The sequence below is a fragment of the Rhodococcus sp. JVH1 genome, assembly GCF_000280725.2.
GTDB lineage: Bacteria > Actinomycetota > Actinomycetes > Mycobacteriales > Mycobacteriaceae > Rhodococcus_F > Rhodococcus_F jostii_A.
In genome coordinates, this window is sequence record NZ_CP166289.1 from 2,929,384 (window position 1) to 2,949,787 (window position 20,404).

The following is a 20,404-nucleotide window of genomic DNA, read 5'->3' on the forward strand; positions in this document are numbered from 1 at the left end:
CCCGTGCGTGGTTAAAGAGTCTCTGTGCTCGTTAACCACTCACGGGCGGCGGAGCCGCTCCAAGTAGCTGGCGACCCCGTCTTCGTCGTTGCTGGGCAGGATGTGGTCGGCGAGGGCGAGGACTTCCGGCAGCGCGTTGGACGGGCAGAGAGCCGTGCCCGCCCACGTCAGCATCGGGACGTCGTTGATGGCGTCCCCGGCGACGGCGACCTCCTCCGTCGAGATCCCGTCGACCGCGCAGAGCTCGGCGAGCGCGCTCGCCTTGGACACGCCGGACGCCGCCATCTCGACGTACGGCGCACCGGAGTGCGTCAGTTCGACGCCGTCGACGCCGGCCGCCACCGCCGCCCGGTACAGCTCCGCGCTGGGAACCTCGGGGTGCCGGGCGACGATCTTCACCATCGGCTCGTCGATGTCGGGCAGCAGTTCCGACAGCGCCATCTGGTGCGGGTGCCGGTGGTGGTCGGCGAACTCGCACAACGCTGCGTACGCCGGTTCGGCGACGAAGCGCGTCGGACCGATGTTCGCGAACACGACACCGGGCATCAGGGTCCGCACCCGGTCCATGGCCGCTGCGGCCGACGCCATCGCGATGGTCGTCGTCGCCGTGATCACCGGGGTTCCGTCGGCCAGGTCGAGTACCACCGCGCCGTTCGCGCAGATCGCCTTGCCGCGGAATCCGCACGACTGCGCCAGCTCGTGGACCGAGTGCCGGGCGCGGGCCGTTGCCCACACCACCTCCACCCCCGACAGTCGCGCGTCCTCCATTGCCTGCGCGGTGCGAGGGGAGATCGTGCGGTCCGACCGCAGCAGGGTGCCGTCGAGGTCCGTCGCCAACAGCCGAATTTGCGTCACCTCCGCATGATGCCAGGGCGCATGTACCCCTCACGACCCCACCACAGTCGATAGCCTGGACAGCATGAGTCCTCGAGTACCCAGCATCGTGCTGAATTCCGGAACCATCCTCCCGCAGCTCGGCTTGGGCGTCTGGCAGGCGGACAACGACGAGACCGAACACGCCGTGGGGTTCGCCCTGGACGAGGCGGGCTACCGGCACATCGACACCGCCGCCGCATACGGCAACGAGGAAGGGGTCGGCCGCGGCATCGCGAACTCGGGAGTCGCCCGCGAAGACATCTTTCTCACCACCAAGTTGTGGAACGCCGATCAGGGCTACGAGCCGGCGTTGAAGGCGTTCGACGCCAGCCTCGGACGTCTCGGCGTCGATTATGTCGACCTTTACCTGATCCATTGGCCGCTGCAGGACGACGACCGCATCCTCCGCACGTGGGATGCGCTGGAGAAGATCGCCGAGTCGGGTCGCGCGAAGGCGATCGGTGTGTGCAATTTCGAACCGCGTCACCTGCAGTTGCTGATCGACCGGGGCGGCGTCGTTCCGGCGGTCGACCAGGTGGAGTTGCATCCGCATCTGGCGCAGCAGGAGATCCGGACGTTCGCCATCGAGCACGGCATCGCCGTCGAATCGTGGAGCCCGCTCGGCGGCACCAGCAACTCGGGGTGGGGCGACGACTCGAAGCCGAACACGCTGCTCACCGACCCGATCATCACCCGCATCGGCGACCGCCACAGCAAGAGCCCGGCCCAGGTGCTGATCCGCTGGCACCTGCAGAGTGGGCTGATCGTCATCCCCAAGTCGGTGCACGAGTCGCGGATCCGCGAGAACATCGACGTGTTCGATTTCGAGCTCAGCGAACAGGACCTCAGCGAGATCGAGACGATGGACGACGGCGTCCGCGTCGGAGCCCACCCGGACGACTTGAACATCGACGCACCGGAGTAGGCGGCTTCGCCGCCCGTGAGTGGTTAACGAGTCCAGAGACTCGTCGACCGCGCACGGGCGCGGAGCGCCTAGTGTCCTGAGTCATAAATAAGCCATCGGTTGTTAAGATTGGTCATGGCAACTCGTGGTCCGCGACCGACGGAGATTGTGCTGACCGAGGCCGAACGCGTAGAACTCGAGGGGTGGTCGCGGCGACGCAAGACCGCTGCAGGTTTGGCAGTAAGGTCGCGAATCATTCTCGCTGCCGCCGATGGTGGATCGAATACCGAAGTGGCGCAGAGGTTGGGGTTGAACCGAGGCACGGTGCGGCGGTGGCGCGACAGGTTCGTCGAGGACCGATGCGACGGGTTGCTCGACGAACCACGCCCGGGCCGTCCGCGGACGATCGACGACGACAAGATCAAGGATCTGATTACCTCGACCCTCGAAACGACACCGAAGAATGCCACACACTGGTCCACACGATCAATGGCAGAGCATCTCGATATTTCGCAATCGACGGTCTCGAGAGTGTGGCGCGCGTTCGGTTTGGCCCCGCACAAACAAGACTCGTGGAAACTGTCGAAGGATCCACTGTTCACCGAGAAGGTCCGTGACGTCGTCGGCCTGTACATGAACCCGCCCGAGCGGGCTCTGGTGCTCTGCGTCGACGAAAAAACTCAGATCCAAGCACTGGACCGGACCCAACCGATATTCCCGATGCTTCCCACCACCCCGCAACGCGCCAGTCACGACTACGTCCGCAATGGCACCTCGAGCCTGTACGCTGCTCTAGACATCGCCTCAGGGAAGGTGATCGGATCACTCCATTCACGCCACCGCGCACAAGAATTCATCGCATTTCTTCGCAAGATCGACGCTCAGGTGCCCGACGATCTCGATGTCCACCTCGTGATGGACAATGCATCGACCCACAAGACTCCCGCGGTCAAACGATGGCTCCTCGCGCACCCGCGCTTCGTCATCCACTTCACACCGACCAGCTCATCGTGGATGAACCTCGTCGAACGCTGGTTCGCCGAACTGACCACCAAGAAGCTCCAACGCTCCACCCATACCTCGGTCCAACAGCTCAACAAAGACATCCGAGCATGGATCGAGACCTGGAACGACAACCCCAGACCTTACGTCTGGGTCAAGACCGCCGACCAGATCCTCGACTCCATCGCACACTACTGCGCCAGAATTAAAGACTCAGGACACTAGAGCTTCACCGGCATCTCCTCGAGCCCGGACACGAAGTTGGCGGGACGACGCCGCAGTGGGCCGTCGTCGACGAGCACCATGTCCGGCAGCCGCGACAGCAGTTGCTCGAACATGATCTTCGCTTCGAGCCGGGCGAGTTGGTTGCCCAGGCAGAAGTGGGTGCCGAAACCGAATGCGACGTGCGGGTTCGGGGACCGTTCGATGTCGAACACCTCGGGACTGTCGAACACGGCGTCGTCGAAGTTGGCGGATTCGAAGAGCAGCATCATCTTCTCGCCCTGACGCAGGTCGGTTCCGAAGAATTCGACGTCGCGGGTGACGGTGCGGCACATGTTCTTGATCGGCGAAGACCAGCGCAGCATCTCCTCGACCGCCGCCGGGATGCCGTCGGGGTCGTTCACGAGCCGCTGATGCTGGTCGGGGTGACGCATCAGTTGTTCCATGCCGCCGCTGAGGACGTGCCGGGTGGTCTCGTCGCCGCCGATCAGGATCAGCAGGGTTTCGCCGACGATGTCCGGGTCGCTGAGCCGGTGCCCGTCGATCTCGCTGTGCACGAGGATGCTGGTGAGGTCGTCCGTCGGATTCTGCCGCCGCTCCTCGATGGTCCGGAGCGTGAATTCGTTGAATGCCAGGTACGCGTTGGCCTGGGCCTGGAGTTCTTCCGGGGTGGCGTTGCTGCCGAGTGCGTTCATCAGGTCGTCGGACCATTGCAGGAACGTGTCGCGTTCCTCGGGCCGCACGCCGAGCATGTCGCCGACGACGGCCATGGGGAGCGGCGCGGCCAGGTCGCGCACGAAGTCCACGTCGTCCTTGTCGCACGCGGCGTCGATGAGGTGATCGCAGATCTCCCGGATCCGGCCGATCTTCGCTTCCACCTGTTTACGGGTGAAGCCGGCGTTGACGAGGCGACGGTGTTGCAGGTGCTGTGGATCGTCCATGTCGATCATCTGCGGCAACGGGCCCACCCCGGGGCGGATGCCACCCGCGTTCGAGAACAACTCCGGGTCGCGTTCGGCCGCCAGGACGGCCTCGTACGACGCGGCGCCGAGAATCCCGTCCGCCCGATACACGGGTTCGTGGGCGCGCATCCATGCGTAGGCCTGCCGCGGGTCACCGAGTTCGCCCGAGTAGAACCGTCCGTCGATCAGATCGAAATCCGGCCTGTTCGTCATCGAGGCACTCCTCCGCATTGAATCCCGCCGATCGTGCCCCGATAATAGAACGTGTTCCTACTATGACGCAGTGGTATAGCGGCAAGTTCACAGATCCTCGGCTCGATAATTGACACGAGTTCTATTACCTGGAGGTGTACGTGGTTACCAACGACGGCAGCAGCGGGCTCGCGAAGACGTCCGTACTCGTCACCGGTGGCGGCAGTGGCATCGGACTGGGTGTCGCCACCGCCCTCGCGGTCGACGGCGTCCACGTCACGATCTGCGGTCGCAACGAGGAGAAACTGGCACGCGCAGCGGAGCAGATCACCGCCGGCGATCCCGCGGGGACGGTCGACACGGTCACCGCCGACGTCACGAACGAGGACGACATCATCCGCGCGGTCGCAACAGCGGCCGAGCGCACCGGGCAGCTTCACGGCGTCGTCACCTGCGCAGGCGGGAACGAAACGGTGGGACCCGTGACCCAACTCGACGTGGACGCGTGGCGGCGGACCGTGGACCTGAACGTCACCGGCACCATGCTGACGATCAAGCATTCCGCGCGGGCCCTCGTCGCCGGAGGCGGCGGTTCCATCGTCACCATCTCCTCGATCGCGAGCAGCAACACGCACCGCTGGTTCGGCGCATACGGCCCGTCCAAGGCGGGTGTCGACAACCTGACGCAACTCGCCGCCGACGAACTCGGGGCCAGCAACGTCCGCGTCAACTGCATCCGCCCCGGACTGACCCGCACCGACCTCGTCGCGCTCATCACCGACGGCGGGCCCGTCCTGGACGACTACCTGGCCAACACCCCGATCGCACGGGTCGGCGAGGTCACCGACATCGCCGCGCTCGCCGAGTTCCTCCTCGGCCCCGACTCCACCTGGATCACGGGGCAGATCATCAACGTCGACGGCGGCCAGATGTTGCGTCGTGGACCCGACTTCACGTCGATGTTCGAGCCCATGTTCGGCGCCGACGGTCTGCGCGGGGTGGTCGGGCCGTGACGTCGCACCAGGTTCTCGGCAAGCAGGTCGACATGCCCGTGCAGATCCGGGCCGCGTCGGCGTTCATGGCGATGTATTCGGTGCCGTCCCGCGCCGCCCAGTCGCTGATCGACTACACCGGCCTCGAGATCCTGCAGTTCCGGCCGGGACGCGGCATCTGCGTCCTCGTGTTCGTCGACTACGTGGACGGCGACCTCGGCCCGTACAACGAATTCGGGGTGGCGTTCCTCGTCCGCGACCACCGGGCCGACAGCACCTCGGTCCCCCGGGACCTGAAGGCGCTGGCCCGGGGCCGGGCGGGTGCGCTGATTCATCGCCTGCCCGTCGACGGCGACTTCAGTCTGGCCGCCGGCCGAGGCATCTGGGGCTTCCCGAAGATCCTGGCCGATTTCGACGTCGACCACACCGGTTCCGTCAGGCGCGGTTCGGTGAGCCGGGACGGCCGGCTGATCGCACAGTTGAGCGTCAAGCCGGGTATTGCGGTGCCGGGTTCGGGGGCAGGCACGTCGCTCACCGCCTATTCGCACCTCGACGGGCTCACCCGATTCACCACCTGGGACATGCACCCGACCGGGATCCGCTCCCGGCCCGGAGGGGCGGAGCTCAAACTGGGCAGCCACCCGATCGCGGACGAACTACGGTCGCTGGGACTTCCGAATCGGGCACTCGTCACGTCCTGGATCCCCGAATTGACGATGACGTTCGGGGACGCGCAGCCCGTCTGACCGCACGTGAGTGGCGAAGCGTGCCCGCGCACGCTTCGCCACTCACGTGGGGGGGTTGCGCCGATGACCGAACTGGGGTCCAATACCGGCTACGGTTCTGGACGCTTGACCAATTCGTGGCACCCCTGGGGGGACGGCCGCCGAAAGGACGATCGGTAGTGCAGATCAGACGACGCAGCGTGCTCGCGGGGGCGGCCCTGACTCCGGCGTTCGCCACGCTCGGTTCCGGGACGGCGGCCGCAAATCCCGACCCCGACTCCGAATTCCTCGTCGGGGTCGGCATTTCCGACGCCACCGGGCCGGTCGCCGACGTCGGGATGATGGGGTACTCCAGCTTCGAGCAGCGCGCCGAGGGACTGCATCAGCGGACCCGTGCGCGGGCGTTCGTGTTCGCCGAGCCCGGTCGGCAGCGCGTGGTCTACGTGTGCGTCGACGTGTGCATGATCTTTCAGTCCGTGCACGACGCCGTGCTGGCCCGGCTCGCGGAACTCCACGGCGGCCTGTACACGGAGCGGAACGTCATGCTCACGGCGGTGCACTCCCACGCGGCGTGCGGCGGGGCGTCCCACGACTACGCCTACAACCTCGCCGTGCTCGGCCACAATCGTCAGGTGTTCGACGCCGAGGTCTGCGGCATCGTCGAGGCGATCACCGCAGCGCACGATTCCCTCGCTCCAGGTTCGGTGTCGTACGGGCGCAGCGAACTCACCGATGCCAGTGTCAACCGTTCGCGGATCGCCTTCGACCGCAACCCCTCCGAGGACCGGGATTACTACCCCCTGGGCATCGACACGTCGATGCGGGTCCTGCGAATCACGCAAGGCGGCAGAGACGTCGGGGCGATCAACTGGTTCCCCACCCACGGCGCTTCGCTCACCAACACGAACCATCTGATATCCGGCGACAACAAGGGTGCGGCCGCCTACTTCTGGGAGCACGACCACGAAGGTGTCCGCTACCTCGACGACGACAAGCCTCGTTTCGTCGCCGCGTTCGCGCAGACGAACACCGGCGACATGTCCCCCAACCTCGACCTCCGGCCCGGCCACGGACCCACCGACGACGAATTCGAGAACACCCGCATCATCGGGCAACGGCAGGTCGCGGCCGCACGCACGGCGTGGGAATCGGCGTCAGACATTCTCACCGGCGGTGTGGACAGCCGAATCATGTACCTCGACATGGCGAATCAGGAGGTCGGCGGCGAATTCACCCCCGACGGCCGCACCTATCGCACGTCCCCCGCGTGTGTCGGGGCCGCCATGAGCGCGGGCAGCACCGAGGACGGTCCGGCCATCCCGATCTTCCCGGAAAGCACCACCAACCCGCTCGTCGACACGCTCGGCGGGATGGACGCTCCGATCCCGCAGTGGCTGCAGGACGCGCAGGCCCCGAAACTCGTGCTCGTGGCCGTCGGTCTGCTGCCACCCGACGGGTGGGTTCCGCACGTGCTGAAGATTCAGATCATCCGCATCGGCGGCGTGTACGTGGTGGGCGGCCCGGCGGAATTCACGATCGTGTCCGGGCTACGGATCCGCCGCACCGTCGCCGACAGACTCGGTGTGCCGCTGGAGAACGTGATCTTCCAGGGCTACGCCAACTCGTACGCGAGTTACTGCACCACCCCGCAGGAGTACGACGCGCAGCAGTACGAGGGCGGCTCGACCCTCTTCGGCCGCTACACGCTGCCCGCGTACCAGCAGGGATTCGCGGCGCTCGCGGACGCGATGCGCACCGGCCGCGACGTTCCCCGCGGCCCAGCGCCCCGCGACCTGTCGCAGTTCCAGCCGTACGCCGGTCCGGGCGTCGACCACGACGAACCACCGGCAGGCCGCGTCTTCGGCGACGTACTGACCCAGCCCGCCGCGAAAGCGTCTGCGGGCGAACAGGTCACGGTCGAGTTCGTCACCGGCCACCCCCGGAACGACCCGCGCCGGCGTGGCACGTTCCTCGAGATCCAGCGCCGGGGCGGCGACGGCTGGGTGCGTCACGCCGACGACGGCGACTGGTCGACCAAGTACCGCTGGACGCGCACCGGGTCGAACCGGTCGGTCGCGCGGATCACGTGGGACGTCCCCGCCGGAACTCCCGCCGGGCGCTACCGTGTGCAGCACTTCGGCAACAGCCGCGACGCGGCAGGCGCGATCACCTCGTTCACCGGGACGTCGAACGAATTCGAGGTCGGATAGCCGTCCACGTGCCCCCGATCACACGCGGTGACGCGGTGTCTGTCCCACCACATCGGCGTTGCACCCCAACGTATTTCACGATCATCCGTCACACCACCGACCGTGGGATGAAACTACCCGGCAATACTTCGGGACGACAGTGGGTGCATGAACGATGCCGAGAGAGAACCCGGAGTTCATGTCAACGCGTGCGAGGCGTGCGGCCGGCTTCCGCACCCCCGTCGCGTCCGCTTGGCGCTCGCGAAACTGTGCGCCGTCTTTCCCGTCGAATTACTGCTTCATGCCCTGGTCATTCACTTCCACGTCTCCTATCTGATGACCGTCACGGTCCTGACCGTCAGCACCACGGTGCTGGTGATCTGGGTGGTGGAGCCGTCGGCGATGAGACTGCTCGGCGGCTGGCTGCACGGTCCGCCCGACGGCAAGCACGGCCCTCTCCCGACGGGGCAGTCGCTCTGGCGCATCCGTGTCCGGGTGAGCGACCAACCGGGACAGCTCGAATCGCTGGCCCACAATCTCGCGAAGCTGGAGGCGAACATCCTGACGGTGCACGTCCATCACCTGGACGGCGGTTCGCTCGACGAGTTGATCGTCGGCGCGTGCCGCGGGACGTCGCCGGAGGCGCTCGCGCATGCCGTCCGGGCCGGAGGCGGACGCAGTGTGGGAATCTGGCCGGCGTCGGCGCTCGCGCTGATCGACGGCCAGACCAAGGCACTGACGTTGGCGTCGCGGGTGGCGGCCGATCCGTCCGAACTGCCCCTGTCGATCGCGGAGCTTCTCGGCGCCCAGTACGTCGATTCGCGCGTGAGCGACCATCCGCGCACGGCCGCGTCCGTCGAGATCCCGTCGGGTGAGGGTGAGCCGCTCGTCTTCGTGCGGCCGGCGGACGAGCCGTTCACTCCGGCCGAGATCGCCCGCGCCCGTCGCCTGAGCGAGCTGGCGCAGCGAACCCGCGAGACCGCGAACTCGGGGGGACTCGCCGGGCCTGCCACGTGATCTTGCGGACATCCCGGACGACGGCCACGGTGCGAGAGACACTACGACGGTGATGTTCGCCCGCACTTCGACTGTCCTGACGATCGGCGTCGCCACGCTGGGCCTCCTGGCCACCACCGCCGGTGCGGCGCCGACGTATGCCGTGACCGCCACCGTTCCCGTCGGGCAGACGCCGATGCAGGTGGCGGTCGCACCAGGCGGCGCCGTCACGTACGCCACGAACTCCGGGGCCAACAGCGTCTCCGTCATCGACACCGCCACGAACGCCGTCACCGCCACCGTCCCGGTGGGCGGCGGACCCACCGGAATCGCCGTTACCCCGAACGGTGCGAGGGCGTTCGTCGTGAACACCGCCGACCGGAGCGTGTCCGTGATCGACACCGCCACCAACACCGTGGCGGCCACGATTGCGGTCGGCGAATTCGCCTTGGCGGTCGCGGTATCCGCAGACGGGGCCCACGCCTACGTCACCAACGGCGTCGAGAGCACCGTCTCCGTGATCGACACCGCCACGAATACGGTGACCGCCACGGTTCCGGTCGGCGCCTTCCCCATCCAGCTCGCGGCCAACGGCACGCACGTGTACGTCACCAACTCCTCCGACAACACGGTGACGGTGATCGACACGGCGACGACGACCGTCGTCGACACGATTCCCGTCGCCTCCCACCCCAGTGCCGTGACGGCCACGAACGACCGGGCCTACGTGCGGAGCGGCGCGGAGATGTCGGTGATCGACGCGGCCACCAACACGGTGACCGCCACGTTCGGTGTCGACGGGACGATGGGCGGTTCCGCGGTGACCGCGGACGGACACACCCTGTACGTCGTCGACTCCGAGGGTGGGGCCGTCACCGTGTTCGATCCGGGCACCAACACCGAGGTGACGTCGCTCGCCGTCGGCGGCAGCGCCGGTGGCGTCGCGGTCTCCGCCGACGGCGCGAGGGCCTACGCCACCAGTCAGAACGAGAACACGATCGCCACCATCTCGCGCGCACCGGGCGACGCGACGCTGCCGCGCTGACGTCAGACCGACACCACCGCCGGATCCTCCTCCACCGACTGACCTTTCGGCCGACGGTCGAGTGCGGTGGCGAGGACGAGAACGGCGAGCGCACCCACGGTCAGTGCGGCACCCATCCAGATCGGGGACGTGAAGCCGAGTCCCGCGGCGATGGTGATGCCGCCGAGCCAGGCCCCGAGTGCGTTGCCCACGTTGAACGCGGCGATGTTCGCGCCGGACGCCATGGTCGGCGCCTGCGCCGCGTAGTTCATGATCCGCATCTGCAGTCCGGGGACGGTCGCGAAACCGAAGGCGCCCATGAAGAACAGGGCCACGATCGTCATCGGCTTGCTCCCCGCGGTGAGGGCGAACACGACGAGCACGACGGTGAGCACGGCGAGGATCGTGATCAGCGTGCGGGTGAGTGCCTTGTCGGCGGCACGTCCACCGAGGACGTTGCCGACGAACAGACCGCCGCCGAAGAGCACGAGGAGCCAGGGGACACTGGTCGAGGCGAATCCGCCGACCTCGGTGAGGGTGAACGCGATGTACGTGAACGCGCCGAACATGCCGCCGAATCCGAGGATGGTGACGGCGATCGAGAACCACACCTGCGGAGATCGGAAGGCCCGCAGTTCGCTACGCAGACCGGCGGATTCCGGTGCGTCCGCCGGACGGGACACGGACGGCACCAGCGTTGCGATGCCGATCAGCGCCACGACACCGATGACGGTGATGGCCCAGAACGTGGAGCGCCAGCCGAACTGCTGACCGAGGAACGTGCCGAACGGGACACCGAGAACGTTGGCGATGGTCAGACCCGCGAACATCGTCGCGATCGCGCCTGCCCGCTTGCTTGCGGGCACGAGGTCGGCGGCGAGGACCGAGCCGATGCCGAAGAACGCGCCGTGGCAGAGGGCCGCGAGGACGCGTCCGCCCATCATGACCTCGTACGTCGGGGCCAGGGCCGACAGCAGGTTGCCGCCGATGAACAGCACCATCAGCGCCTGGAGCACACGTTTGCGGTCGAAGCGGGTGACGGCTGCGGTGATGACGATCGCTCCGATGGCGACGGAGAGGGCGTAGCCGGAAATGAGGTAGCCGGCCACCGACTCGCTCACCTGGAAATCGGCCGACACCTCCGGCAGCAATCCCATGATGACGAATTCGGTGAGACCGATCCCGAAGCCGCCCATTGCGAGGGCGAGCAGACCCAGTGGCATCGCAGCCACTCCTTCCGTACAGACTGGGAGATAAGAGCGCTAGCTCGAATACCGCGTCTGCATTAGTTGCAGACGCGGTATAAATAGTTGCACACGCCTTCTATGTGCGCAAGCTGGTATTCTGACGTGGCAGTCGTATCCGCAGGAGGTGGGCCATGGCAGTCGCTGACGACGCCGTCGAGATCCGGTCGCAGGGATGGCGCACGCTCGCGGCCCTGCACGGGCTACTCGAGGCGGAGCTCGAACGCGCCCTGCAGCGTGGGCACGATCTCTCGGTGGTCGAGTACACGGTGCTCGACGCCCTCAGCCGCCAGGACGGCTGGCACATGCGCATGGCGCAACTCGCCCGCGCGGCGGCGTTGAGCAGCAGCGCTACGACCAGGCTCGTGAACCGTCTGGAGAACCGCGGACTGCTCACCCGCATTCTGTGCGACGACGACCGCCGCGGCATCTACACCGAGCTCACACCGGCCGGCCGGGCCGCACTGGACGAGGCTCGTCCCACTCACGACGCCACGCTGGAGGCGGCGCTCGATCGGGCCGCCGACATTCCCGAGCTCGCCCATCTCGCCCGAGCCCTGCACGAAGTCCCCGCATAGGTGAGTGGCACAGCGTGCCGGAGCACGCTGTGCCACTCACGTCAGGACAGCGGCGTGAAGTCGCGTGACGCGATGTACTCGGGCCGCGGACGCGCCGCGGCGAACGGCTCGACGAGGGTGTTCTCGACACTGTTGAACACGAGGAACAGGTTCGACCGGGGGTAGGGCGTGATGTTGTTCCCCGACCCGTGCATGACGTTCGAGTCGAACCACAGCGCGGTGCCTGCGGCACCGGTGAACTGGTCGATCCCGAACTCCCCCGCCATCCGGGTCACGTCTTCACGACGCGGAACCCCGACCTCCTGGGCGACGAGAGACGACGTGTAGTTCTCGTCGGGGGTGGCGCCGACGCACTGGACGAATCGCTTGTGCGAACCGGGCATCAACATCAGCGACCCGTTGAACGGGTAGTTCTCGGTGAGCGTGATCGAGCAGCTGACGGCCCGCGGGACGGGGAGACCGTCCTCGGCGTGCCAGGTCTCGAAGTCCGAGTGCCAGTAGAAGCCGGTGCCCTTGAACCCGGGCATCGAGTTGATCCGGCTCTGGTGGATGTAGACGTCGGAGCCGAGGAGTTGCCGTGCGCGGTCGAGAATTCTGCCGTCGCGGATCAGCTCGGCGACCACGTCGCTGCGCCGGTGCACGTCGAAGACGGAACGGACCTCGTCGGTGCCGCGTTCGCAGATGACGCGCCCGCTGTCACGCATCGCGGGGTCCCGGGACAGCCGGTCGAGTTCCTCCCGGCACGACTTCACTTCGCCGGCGTTCAGGATGTTGTCGATGATGGTGAAGCCGCGTGACTCGTGTCCGGCGAGGGCCGACGAATCGAACGGCCCGTCGGCGGGTGTGCCCCACACGGCGGGTTCGGCCCGTTGGAGCATCGACGGCTCGGCGGCGATCCGAGTGGGGTAGCGATCGTGGTGGTTGGTGTATCCCTGAACCTCAGCTACCTGAGTCATTGTCCCTCCTCGGCACTTACCTCTACTTCTCTGTCGCTACGACGACAGAGTCTTCTGGTCGGCGCGGAGCCGCTGGACGGCGTCGTCCAGGTGTTCGGCGAGCAGTTTCTGCACCTCTCCAGCTGTACCCGTCCGGATCGCCTCGCGCAGGGTGGCATGTTCCTGCGCCTGCTCGCGGATGTCGTCGTAGGTGGTCTGCAACGCACCCAGGCACATCCGGGTCTCGATCAGCAGCGTCCTCGCCGCGCGAATGAGCCGCGGGCTCTCCGAACTCTCCACCAGGATCTGATGGAACTGCTGGTCGGCGTCCGAGACGGCGGCGGCGTCGCCGCGTTCGGCCGCGGCCTGCATCACGAGCACGGTGGGTTCGAGCGCCAGGTAGGTGGCTTCCCGGCGGCCGTCGTCGAGAATCATCTCGAGCGCCCCGCGCTCGATGACCGAGCGGCTGCGGTACACGTCGACGACGTCGTCGAGGGTCAGCTCCGTCACGAAGATCCCGCGATGACGGATGCTGTGCAGTATGCCCTCGGACACCAGTCTCTGCATGGCTTCGCGCAGCGGCCCTCGCGAGACCTGGAAATGCGCGGCCAGTTCCGCCTCGCCCAGCTGTGCACCCGGTTCGAGCGCACCCTTCATGATGGCGACCCGCAGGCGGTCCGCGATGAATTCGGCAGTCGATTGACGACTGACGGGTTCCAGGTCAGTCAGAGCCATGACTGTGGCCTTTCTCGAACAAGGTTCCTAACGACGGGTGCACCGCCGTGTGGCCCGCAAGACGCAGGCCTTCCCAGATGGTCACCTGGTTTGCCGTGAGGACCGGCTTGCCGAGGCGCTGCTCGAGAGTACTCAGCGCGCCCAGCGTCCTCATGGCCGTGTCGGGGATGAGCAGGGCTTCGGCGTCCGGGTGGTCGTTCTCCACCGCGAGTTCCACCACGGATTCCGGGCTGAGGAGACCGACCTCGGCCGCGGTGTCGATTCCCGCACTCGACATCGACAGCACTTCGATACCGGCGGCGGCGAGGAACTCGACGAACAGCTTCGCGACGTCCTCCGGGTAGCTCGCGGCCACCGCGACGCGGGTGATCCCCAGCGCGTGCAGGGCGTGGACGAACGCGAAACTGGTGCTGGACGTGGGTACACCGGTGGTCGCGGCGAGCGTCTCGGCCTGCTGCTTCGCCCCGTCGGGACCGTAGACGAAGCTGCCCGAGGTGCAGGCCCACACGACGGCGTCCGGCTTCTCCTCGGCGAGGAGTGCGGCCCCGCCTGCGAGCTTCTCGGGGCTCCCGAGGTCGAGTAGTTCGGGCACGGCGTGCAGGTCGGTGCCGTAGATGTGCACGACCGGCAGATCCACTCCGAGCATCTCCGCGGCGAAGGGGTAGTCGTCCTCGGCGGCGTGATCGGGGTAGATGAATCCCACAGTGGGGGTCGGCGTGCTCGTCATACGTTCTCCTCTTTCCGTGTCGTGAGGGGTGATGTCAGAAGACGTTGCGGAGCCACTTGCCGGGGCCCGTCATGGGGAGTTTCATCCGGCCGAGACAGGCCCAGATCGTGAGCTGGTTGGCGGTGAGGACCGGTTTCCCGAGCTCCTGCTCGAGCGGGGCGATGACGTCGTACGTCGGCAGATTCGTGCAGCTCACGAAGATCGCCTCCGACCTGGGGTCGTCCGCGGCGATGATCCGCTCGGCGATCGTGCGGTAGTTGACCTTCCAGATGCCACCGCCGAGCCCGAGATGATCGGAGCGCACCACCTCGGTGCCCGCCTCGTGGAGGAACGCATGAAGCCGTTCGGTCAGCGGGGCGTCGTACGGCGTGATCACCGACAGCCTGCTCAGCTCGAGGTGTTCGATCGCCTCGACCAGCGCACCGGACGTGGTGATCGCGTGCTGGGCGCCGGCCTCGCAGATCGCGTCGCACAGGGTTCGCTCGTATTCGAGGCCCTTGATGAAACTTCCCGACGTGCACAGATAGGCCACGACCTCGGGCTCGACGTGCAGGACGTCGCGCGTCGCCGCCATGAGGTGTCTTCGCTCGGACACGAGTTCGGCCATCTCCAGGCTGACGGGCACGGGTTCGTACGGCGTGCGCGCCAGATGCAGGCTCACCTCGAGGGGAGCCCATCGCCACAGTTCTCGTTCGAGCGCCAGGTCGAACGGGGCGATGATGCCGATTCCCCGTTGCGCGATAGGCCCCTCGAATTCGGGAATGTTCAGTTCCAACACCAGGCCTCACCTTCGTTTCGGCCACGCCCGAGCATTATCAGATTGTTGACAATCATACGAGTTACTCATACGGTGTCAACGTGAGTCGGAACCCGATCGTCGCGGTGCTACATGCCCACGTCCTGCCGAGCGACGAACTCATGGCACCCGTCGCGTCCCGTGCCGAAGTTCGCTACACCGGCAAGGCGGGGCTGAGCGACGCCCTCGACGGCGCGGACGTGCTGTTCCTCTACGACTTCCTCACCGACGCGGTGCCGGGCGCCTGGCACGCCGCCGGCTCGCTGCAGTGGCTGCACATCGCCGCGGCAGGCGTCGATCCCGTGATGTTCCCCGAGGCCCGCGACAGCGACGTCACGATCACCAACTCACGGGGCGTGTTCGACGGGGCGATCGCCGAGTACGTGCTCGCCCAGATCCTCTCGTTCGCGAAGGATCTGCCGGGCTCGCTGCGCCTGCAGCAGTCCCACACGTGGCAGCACCGCGAATCCGAACGGATCGCGGGCCGCACCGCCCTGATCGTCGGCACCGGTCCCATCGGCCGCGCGATCGCACGGCTTCTCCGCGCGGCGGGTATGAAGGTCAGCGGGTCGGGCCGCACCGCACGCAACGCCGACCCCGACTTCGGGACGGTCACCGCAACGGAAGATCTCCCGGAGCAGCTCGCCGCCGCCGACTACGTGATCGCGGTGGCACCGCTCACCGACCAGACCCGCCACCTGTTCCGCGACTCGACGTTCGCCGCGATGAAGCCGGGAGCCCGGTTCGTGAACGTCGGACGCGGTGAGCTCGTCCGCACCGACGACCTCGTCGCAGCGCTCCGGGCGGGGACGATCGCGGGCGCCGCGCTCGACGTGTTCGACACGGAACCGCTCCCCGCCGGCCATCCACTCTGGGACATGCCGAACGTCTCGATCACGCCCCACAATTCGGGCGACTTCGCCGGCTGGCGAGATGACCTCGTAACCGTGTTCACCGACAATTTCGAACGCTGGGTTGCGGGGTACCCGCTCGAGAACGTAGTTGACAAGCACCTCGGGTACGTACCGAGCCGATGAAGACAGGGCCCGAACGTCCAGGCTGAAGGAGTTCTCATGAATCCCACCGACATGACCGCCGTCGAACTGGTCACGGCCTTCTCGTCCGGAGAACTTTCGCCGGTGGAAGCGACGCAGGCGATGCTCGACGCCATCACCGAGCGTGACCGCACCATCAATTCCTACTGCCTCGTCGACGAGGAGCGAGCCCTCGCGCAGGCCCGGAAATCCGAGGAGCGCTGGACCACCGGCTACTCCAAGGGGCTGCTCGACGGCGTGCCGATCTCGATCAAGGACATCTTCCTCACCGACGGCTGGCCGACGCTGCGGGGATCACAGGCCGTCGACGAGGACCAGCCGTGGGACGTCGACAGTCCCGTGGCCGCCCGGCTTCGTGAGGACGGCATGGTGTTCCTCGGCAAGACCACGACCCCCGAGATCGCCTGGAAGGCCGTGACCGACAGCGCCCTGTGCGGGATCACCCGCAACCCGGCCGACCCGACCAAGACGGCCGGCGGATCCTCGGGCGGCAGTGCCGCGGCGGTCGCGGCCGGTCTCGGTCCCTGCTCCGTCGGCACCGACGGCGGCGGCAGCGTGCGCATCCCCGCCTCGTTCTGCGGCGTCGTCGGTTTCAAACCCACCCATGGTCGGATCCCCCTGTTCCCGGCGAGCCCTTTCGGGCCGCTGGCGCACGCCGGCCCCCTCACCCGCACGGTCGAGGATGCGGCACTGCTGATGGACATCCTGTCGCTGCCCGACCCGCGTGACCCGACGTCGCTCGCGCCGTTCGCGACCACCTTCCGCGGCGAGATCGGCCGCGACGTGGTCGGACTCGGAGTCGCGTACTCCCCCACGCTCGGCTACGTGACCGTCGATCCGGAGGTCCGGGCGATCGTCGACCGAGCGGTGCAGGCCCTCGACGCGGCCGGTCTGCCGGTCACCGCCGCCGACCCCGGCTTCAGCGATCCGATCGAGGCCTTCGAGTTGCTGTGGGCGGCCGGCGCCGCGGCCATGCTGAAGAACTTCCCGGAGGGTGCGCGCGACAAGGTCGACCCGGGGCTCGGCAAGGTCTGGGAACGGGGCGAGAAGTTCAGCGCGGTCGACTATCTCGACGCTCGCGCGGTCGCCGCGGACATCGGCATCAGGATGGGCAAATTCCATCTGACGCACAACGTCCTGCTCACCCCCACGGTCCCGATTCCGGCCTTCGAGGCCGGTTACGACGTGCCGCCGGGCAGCGATCTCACGAGCTGGCCGCAGTGGACTCCGTTCACCTACCCGTTCAACCTGACGCAGCAGCCGGCGATCAGCATCCCCGTCGGCCGCACCGCAGCGGGTCTGCCGGTGGGTCTGCAGATCATCGGCCCCCGGCACTCGGACGATCTGGTGCTCGCGGTCGCGCGATACGCGGAGCACGTCCTCGGCTAGGTCGGCCGAAAAGCACACGGTTCGCTCGGCATCCGAGGATGATCAGCAGTAGGCCCGGTGCCGTGCGAATATCTGCTCTGCTGCCGGGTGACAGTTGCCTGACAGGGATTTTCGGGGTCGGGGAGAGCCCGGGAGAGTAGATGACAGCGACGCCGGTGTCCGGGGGCCTGCCGCATTCGCCGCAGGGCCCGGATCCGCTCGCCCCGGGCATGCTCGTCGCCACCCGATACCGGCTCCTGGGCCGGTTCGCCGGACCCGACTGGGTGCAGTGGTGGCACGCGCACGACACCGAACTGTGCCGGGACGTCGCGCTCAGCCTCGTCGACTCGGCGCACGTCCGCGCCACCGACACACGTCCGGATCCGGTGGCGCGCTTCTGCCGGAACACCACCGGAACCAGCTTCAGCCACGAGGGCCGGATCGCACAGGTCTACGACATCGCGGCGGTCGGCGACCGGATCGCCGTGGTCGCAGAATGGACGCCGGGGTGGCGTGTCGCGGATGTCGCGCACACGGTCCCACGGCCGTTGGATGCCGCTCGCACCGTGCGGCACCTGGCCGCCGCGACCGCAGACGCACACCATTTCGGTGCCCGCATCTCACTCGATCATCCCAACCGGGTGCGGATCTCCCACGACGGACTCGCGGTCCTCGCCTTCCCCGCCACACTTGCCGACGGCAGCGCAGCCGACGACGTCGCGGGGCTCGGTGCGCTGCTGTACGCCCTGCTGCTCGGCACGTGGCCGTTGTCCTCGTCCGGCGCGACCCGCGCAGCCGGGCTGCCCCCGGCCGGCAGGCGTGGTGACGGTTCCGTCGTCCCGCCGCATCGTGTGCGGCCCGCGATTCCACGACGTCTGTCCGACGTGGCCATGAACGCGCTTGCCCGGCGACCCGGGATGGCCACCGCGCAGGCGATCGTCGACGCCCTCGACCGCATCTTGGCGGACGCGCGGGCCCGCTCGGCATCCGCATTCGCCACGACTACGAAGAGAGCCCGCCCGGCACCCACCAACCTGTCACCCCGGCCGAATGCGCCGCTTCCCGCGTTGAGCGGTGCACTCGCCCTGATCGTCGCGCTCGGCGCCGCCGGGTGGGCGGCGGGCGCCACATTCAGCTCGTCGGACGCTCCCCCGGCCGCCGTCGCAGACAGCATGCTCAGCCAGATCGCGCCGGTTCCGGACCCCCGTCAGGCACCGCTCACCCCATCGTCCGCGGCCGCCTACTCCCCTCTGCGCTTCCCCGACAACGGTGCCACTGCCTCCCTCGCCGTCGACGCGAACCCCGCGACATCCTGGGCGACCGACCGTTACCCACAGCAACTGTCGGCGGCGAAGCAAGGAATGGGTCTGATCGTGTCGTTTCCCGGGCCCGTCGATCTGCGGACCGTCTGGATCGACTCCCCGACACCGGGCACCACGGTCGAGATCCGGACCGCGCCCGTCGCGTGGGCGAGCATCGATCGCACCCAGCTGATCGGCAGCGCCACGCTCGGCGACGGGGTCACCCAGATCGTGGCCCGAACGCCTGCACCCACCGACCGGGTCCTCATCTGGATCTCGGGACTGTCAGGCGGCGAGTCCGGGTTCCAGTCGCGCCTGTCGGAGATCGGCTTCGTGGGTAGCGGCGCATGAGCCCCAACATTTTCGGACCCACCCAGCCGAACACGGGTAGCACCGCGCGCGACCATCTCGCCAACGAGCGGACCTACCTCGCCTGGCATCGCACCGGCATCAGCGTCGCCGCGCTCGGTGTGGCGGTCGCCAAGTTCGCACCGAATCGCGGCGGTCATGCCGTGGCAGCCGGACTGATCCTGATCGGCGCGGGACTACTGGTGTCCGCGTACGGCACCATCCGCTATCGGGTCATCAGCAGGCAGATCGAATCCGGGGAATTCGCACCGGCGACGTTCACCGCCGTGGTCACCTCCAGCATCGTCACAGTGCTCGCGCTCCTCGCCGTGGTGGTCCTACTCTGACCCGGGCAGGGCCGTGACGCAGCGGAATCCGATGTGGCTCATCCCGGTGTCGACCATCTGCGGCCGCCGTGCCGCGGGCCGATACCGCCGGCAGTAACTGTCCGCACACAGGAACGACCCACCCTTGATCACCCGCCGGGGCACCCGGAATTGGGGCTGCCGGGCGTCGAAGCTCTCCGACATTCCGGGCCCACGCGGATTGCGTGGTGCGCAGCACGACTCCGCTGTGTCGGCGTGCCGATCCGAGTACCAGTCGGCGGTCCATTCCCACACGTTTCCCGCCATGTCGAACAGACCGTAGTCGTTGGGCGGATAGCTACCGACGGCGGTCGTGGTGCCGTACCCGGGGTCCGGGCGCCACGGGAACTCCCCGTGCCAGTAGTTCGCCAGCGGAGGGGATTCGCTCTCGGCGGTGTCACCCCAGGTGAATTCGGTGTGGTCGAGTCCGCCGCGCGCCGCGGCCTCCCATTGCGCCTCGGTGGGGAGGGACCGCCCGGCCCACTCCGCGTACGCTGCCGCATCCTCGTGGGCGACGTGGACGACGGGATGCGTTTCGCGGCCGGTGATCGTCGAACCCGGTCCCGTGGGGTGCCGCCACGACGCACCGACGGTCCAGGTCCACCACTGACTGAGGTGACGCAGATCGACCGGGCCCCGAGTGGGGGTGAACACCATCGATCCGGGTTGCAGATTCTCGGCGGGAGCACCGGGGAATTCGGCGGGGTCCAGCGGCCGCTCGGCGACCGTCACGTACCCGGTGTCGCCGACGAACCGGGCGAATTGCGCGGTGGTGACCTGGTGGGTCTCGATGGCGAAGGCGTCGACCGCGACCCGATGCGCCGGACCTTCTTCCGGATAGTGCCGATCCGAACCCATCGTGAAGGTC

20 protein-coding genes are annotated in these 20,404 nt (G+C 67.5%); 12 read left to right on the plus strand and 8 right to left on the minus strand.

The annotated features are described in order from the left end of the window. Positions 1 to 39 precede the first annotated feature (39 nt). The gene (locus JVH1_RS13295) at positions 40 to 855 is read right to left on the minus strand and encodes an HAD family hydrolase (protein ID WP_009477666.1); all 816 of its coding nucleotides are present in this window, start codon (positions 853 to 855) and stop codon (positions 40 to 42) included. 64 nt (positions 856 to 919) lie between these two features. Between JVH1_RS13295 and JVH1_RS13300 the strand changes: the two genes are divergently transcribed. Both JVH1_RS13300 and JVH1_RS13305 read left to right on the plus strand, forming a co-directional pair. Then, positions 920 to 1,801, plus strand: a complete 882-nt coding sequence (locus JVH1_RS13300; protein ID WP_009477665.1) for an aldo/keto reductase — start codon at positions 920 to 922, stop codon at positions 1,799 to 1,801. Between the two features lie 114 nt (positions 1,802 to 1,915). Beyond that, positions 1,916 to 3,007, plus strand: a complete 1,092-nt coding sequence (locus tag JVH1_RS13305; RefSeq protein WP_043783116.1) for an IS630 family transposase — start codon at positions 1,916 to 1,918, stop codon at positions 3,005 to 3,007. Here JVH1_RS13305 and JVH1_RS13310 read toward each other — a convergent pair. Next, positions 3,004 to 4,179: a cytochrome P450 gene (locus JVH1_RS13310; RefSeq protein ID WP_009477664.1), complete on the minus strand. Its 1,176-nt coding sequence runs from the start codon at positions 4,177 to 4,179 to the stop codon at positions 3,004 to 3,006. The two genes, JVH1_RS13305 and JVH1_RS13310, sit on opposite strands and share 4 nt — an antisense overlap. A gap of 140 nt (positions 4,180 to 4,319) precedes the next feature. Between JVH1_RS13310 and JVH1_RS13315 the strand changes: the two genes are divergently transcribed. The 5 genes from JVH1_RS13315 (at position 4,320) to JVH1_RS13335 (ending at position 10,105) form a co-directional block, all read left to right on the plus strand. Then, the gene (locus JVH1_RS13315; protein WP_009477663.1) at positions 4,320 to 5,171 is read left to right on the plus strand and encodes an SDR family oxidoreductase; all 852 of its coding nucleotides are present in this window, start codon (positions 4,320 to 4,322) and stop codon (positions 5,169 to 5,171) included. Then, positions 5,168 to 5,896 carry an acetoacetate decarboxylase family protein gene (locus JVH1_RS13320; protein WP_009477662.1) on the plus strand — a complete coding sequence of 243 codons (729 nt, stop codon included), beginning with the start codon at positions 5,168 to 5,170 and terminating at the stop codon, positions 5,894 to 5,896. Before JVH1_RS13315 ends, JVH1_RS13320 begins: the two co-directional genes overlap by 4 nt. A gap of 158 nt (positions 5,897 to 6,054) precedes the next feature. After that, positions 6,055 to 8,085, plus strand: coding sequence for a neutral/alkaline ceramidase (locus tag JVH1_RS13325; RefSeq protein WP_009477661.1), 2,031 nt, complete (start codon positions 6,055 to 6,057; stop codon positions 8,083 to 8,085). A gap of 147 nt (positions 8,086 to 8,232) precedes the next feature. Further along, a complete protein-coding gene (locus JVH1_RS13330; RefSeq protein WP_009477660.1) occupies positions 8,233 to 9,081 on the plus strand; it encodes an amino acid-binding protein in 849 nt (282 codons plus the stop codon). A gap of 52 nt (positions 9,082 to 9,133) precedes the next feature. Further along, positions 9,134 to 10,105 carry a beta-propeller fold lactonase family protein gene (locus tag JVH1_RS13335; RefSeq protein ID WP_043780851.1) on the plus strand — a complete coding sequence of 324 codons (972 nt, stop codon included), beginning with the start codon at positions 9,134 to 9,136 and terminating at the stop codon, positions 10,103 to 10,105. A 2-nt stretch (positions 10,106 to 10,107) separates the two neighbouring features. Here JVH1_RS13335 and JVH1_RS13340 read toward each other — a convergent pair whose 3' ends face one another. Then, positions 10,108 to 11,307, minus strand: a complete 1,200-nt coding sequence (locus JVH1_RS13340; RefSeq protein ID WP_009477658.1) for an MFS transporter — start codon at positions 11,305 to 11,307, stop codon at positions 10,108 to 10,110. A 155-nt stretch (positions 11,308 to 11,462) separates the two neighbouring features. On the opposite strand from JVH1_RS13340, the gene JVH1_RS13345 reads away from it, so the two are divergent. Further along, positions 11,463 to 11,906: a MarR family winged helix-turn-helix transcriptional regulator gene (locus tag JVH1_RS13345; protein ID WP_009477657.1), complete on the plus strand. Its 444-nt coding sequence runs from the start codon at positions 11,463 to 11,465 to the stop codon at positions 11,904 to 11,906. Positions 11,907 to 11,947: 41 nt separating this feature from the next. On the opposite strand, the gene thpD is transcribed toward JVH1_RS13345, so the two are convergent. From thpD to JVH1_RS13365, 4 genes are read right to left on the minus strand one after another with little or no spacing between them, the layout of a single operon-like run. Further along, positions 11,948 to 12,862 (minus strand): ectoine hydroxylase, encoded by a 915-nt coding sequence (thpD, locus tag JVH1_RS13350; protein ID WP_009477656.1) that lies wholly within the window; start codon positions 12,860 to 12,862, stop codon positions 11,948 to 11,950. 36 nt (positions 12,863 to 12,898) lie between these two features. Next, a complete protein-coding gene (locus JVH1_RS13355; protein ID WP_009477655.1) occupies positions 12,899 to 13,576 on the minus strand; it encodes a GntR family transcriptional regulator in 678 nt (225 codons plus the stop codon). After that, positions 13,563 to 14,303, minus strand: coding sequence for a maleate cis-trans isomerase (locus tag JVH1_RS13360; RefSeq protein WP_009477654.1), 741 nt, complete (start codon positions 14,301 to 14,303; stop codon positions 13,563 to 13,565). The genes JVH1_RS13355 and JVH1_RS13360 overlap by 14 nt, the downstream gene beginning before the upstream one ends. Positions 14,304 to 14,337: 34 nt before the next feature. Continuing rightward, on the minus strand, positions 14,338 to 15,081 hold the full coding sequence (locus tag JVH1_RS13365; RefSeq protein ID WP_005254469.1) for a hypothetical protein: 744 nt from the start codon (positions 15,079 to 15,081) through the stop codon (positions 14,338 to 14,340). Between the two features lie 80 nt (positions 15,082 to 15,161). Between JVH1_RS13365 and JVH1_RS13370 the strand changes: the two genes are divergently transcribed. The 4 genes from JVH1_RS13370 to JVH1_RS13385 all read left to right on the plus strand — a co-directional run bounded on the left by JVH1_RS13370 (position 15,162) and on the right by JVH1_RS13385 (position 19,518). Beyond that, entirely contained in the window at positions 15,162 to 16,136 is a 975-nt protein-coding gene (locus JVH1_RS13370; protein ID WP_009477653.1) for a D-2-hydroxyacid dehydrogenase, read from the plus strand. A 36-nt stretch (positions 16,137 to 16,172) separates the two neighbouring features. Further along, positions 16,173 to 17,543: an amidase gene (locus tag JVH1_RS13375; RefSeq protein ID WP_009477652.1), complete on the plus strand. Its 1,371-nt coding sequence runs from the start codon at positions 16,173 to 16,175 to the stop codon at positions 17,541 to 17,543. Positions 17,544 to 17,683: 140 nt separating this feature from the next. After that, positions 17,684 to 19,174: a protein kinase family protein gene (locus JVH1_RS13380; RefSeq protein WP_009477651.1), complete on the plus strand. Its 1,491-nt coding sequence runs from the start codon at positions 17,684 to 17,686 to the stop codon at positions 19,172 to 19,174. Next, on the plus strand, positions 19,171 to 19,518 hold the full coding sequence (locus tag JVH1_RS13385) for a YidH family protein (RefSeq protein WP_009477650.1): 348 nt from the start codon (positions 19,171 to 19,173) through the stop codon (positions 19,516 to 19,518). Before JVH1_RS13380 ends, JVH1_RS13385 begins: the two co-directional genes overlap by 4 nt. Here the strand turns inward: JVH1_RS13385 and JVH1_RS13390 are convergent. Continuing rightward, positions 19,510 to 20,394 carry a formylglycine-generating enzyme family protein gene (locus JVH1_RS13390; protein ID WP_237735247.1) on the minus strand — a complete coding sequence of 295 codons (885 nt, stop codon included), beginning with the start codon at positions 20,392 to 20,394 and terminating at the stop codon, positions 19,510 to 19,512. The two genes, JVH1_RS13385 and JVH1_RS13390, sit on opposite strands and share 9 nt — an antisense overlap. Positions 20,395 to 20,404: the final 10 nt, after the last annotated feature.

Coding starts and splice junctions, on each gene's coding strand:
- JVH1_RS13360 (WP_009477654.1), bottom strand. CDS start 14,303: ATGACGAGCACGCCGACCCCCACTGTGGGATTCATCTACCCCGATCAC.
- JVH1_RS13380 (WP_009477651.1), top strand. CDS start 17,684: ATGACAGCGACGCCGGTGTCCGGGGGCCTGCCGCATTCGCCGCAGGGC.
- thpD (WP_009477656.1), bottom strand. CDS start 12,862: ATGACTCAGGTAGCTGAGGTTCAGGGATACACCAACCACCACGATCGC.
- JVH1_RS13390 (WP_237735247.1), bottom strand. CDS start 20,394: ATGGGTTCGGATCGGCACTATCCGGAAGAAGGTCCGGCGCATCGGGTC.
- JVH1_RS13345 (WP_009477657.1), top strand. CDS start 11,463: ATGGCAGTCGCTGACGACGCCGTCGAGATCCGGTCGCAGGGATGGCGC.
- JVH1_RS13335 (WP_043780851.1), top strand. CDS start 9,134: ATGTTCGCCCGCACTTCGACTGTCCTGACGATCGGCGTCGCCACGCTG.
- JVH1_RS13340 (WP_009477658.1), bottom strand. CDS start 11,307: ATGCCACTGGGTCTGCTCGCCCTCGCAATGGGCGGCTTCGGGATCGGT.
- JVH1_RS13330 (WP_009477660.1), top strand. CDS start 8,233: ATGAACGATGCCGAGAGAGAACCCGGAGTTCATGTCAACGCGTGCGAG.
- JVH1_RS13300 (WP_009477665.1), top strand. CDS start 920: ATGAGTCCTCGAGTACCCAGCATCGTGCTGAATTCCGGAACCATCCTC.
- JVH1_RS13375 (WP_009477652.1), top strand. CDS start 16,173: ATGAATCCCACCGACATGACCGCCGTCGAACTGGTCACGGCCTTCTCG.
- JVH1_RS13355 (WP_009477655.1), bottom strand. CDS start 13,576: ATGGCTCTGACTGACCTGGAACCCGTCAGTCGTCAATCGACTGCCGAA.
- JVH1_RS13385 (WP_009477650.1), top strand. CDS start 19,171: ATGAGCCCCAACATTTTCGGACCCACCCAGCCGAACACGGGTAGCACC.
- JVH1_RS13305 (WP_043783116.1), top strand. CDS start 1,916: ATGGCAACTCGTGGTCCGCGACCGACGGAGATTGTGCTGACCGAGGCC.
- JVH1_RS13310 (WP_009477664.1), bottom strand. CDS start 4,179: ATGACGAACAGGCCGGATTTCGATCTGATCGACGGACGGTTCTACTCG.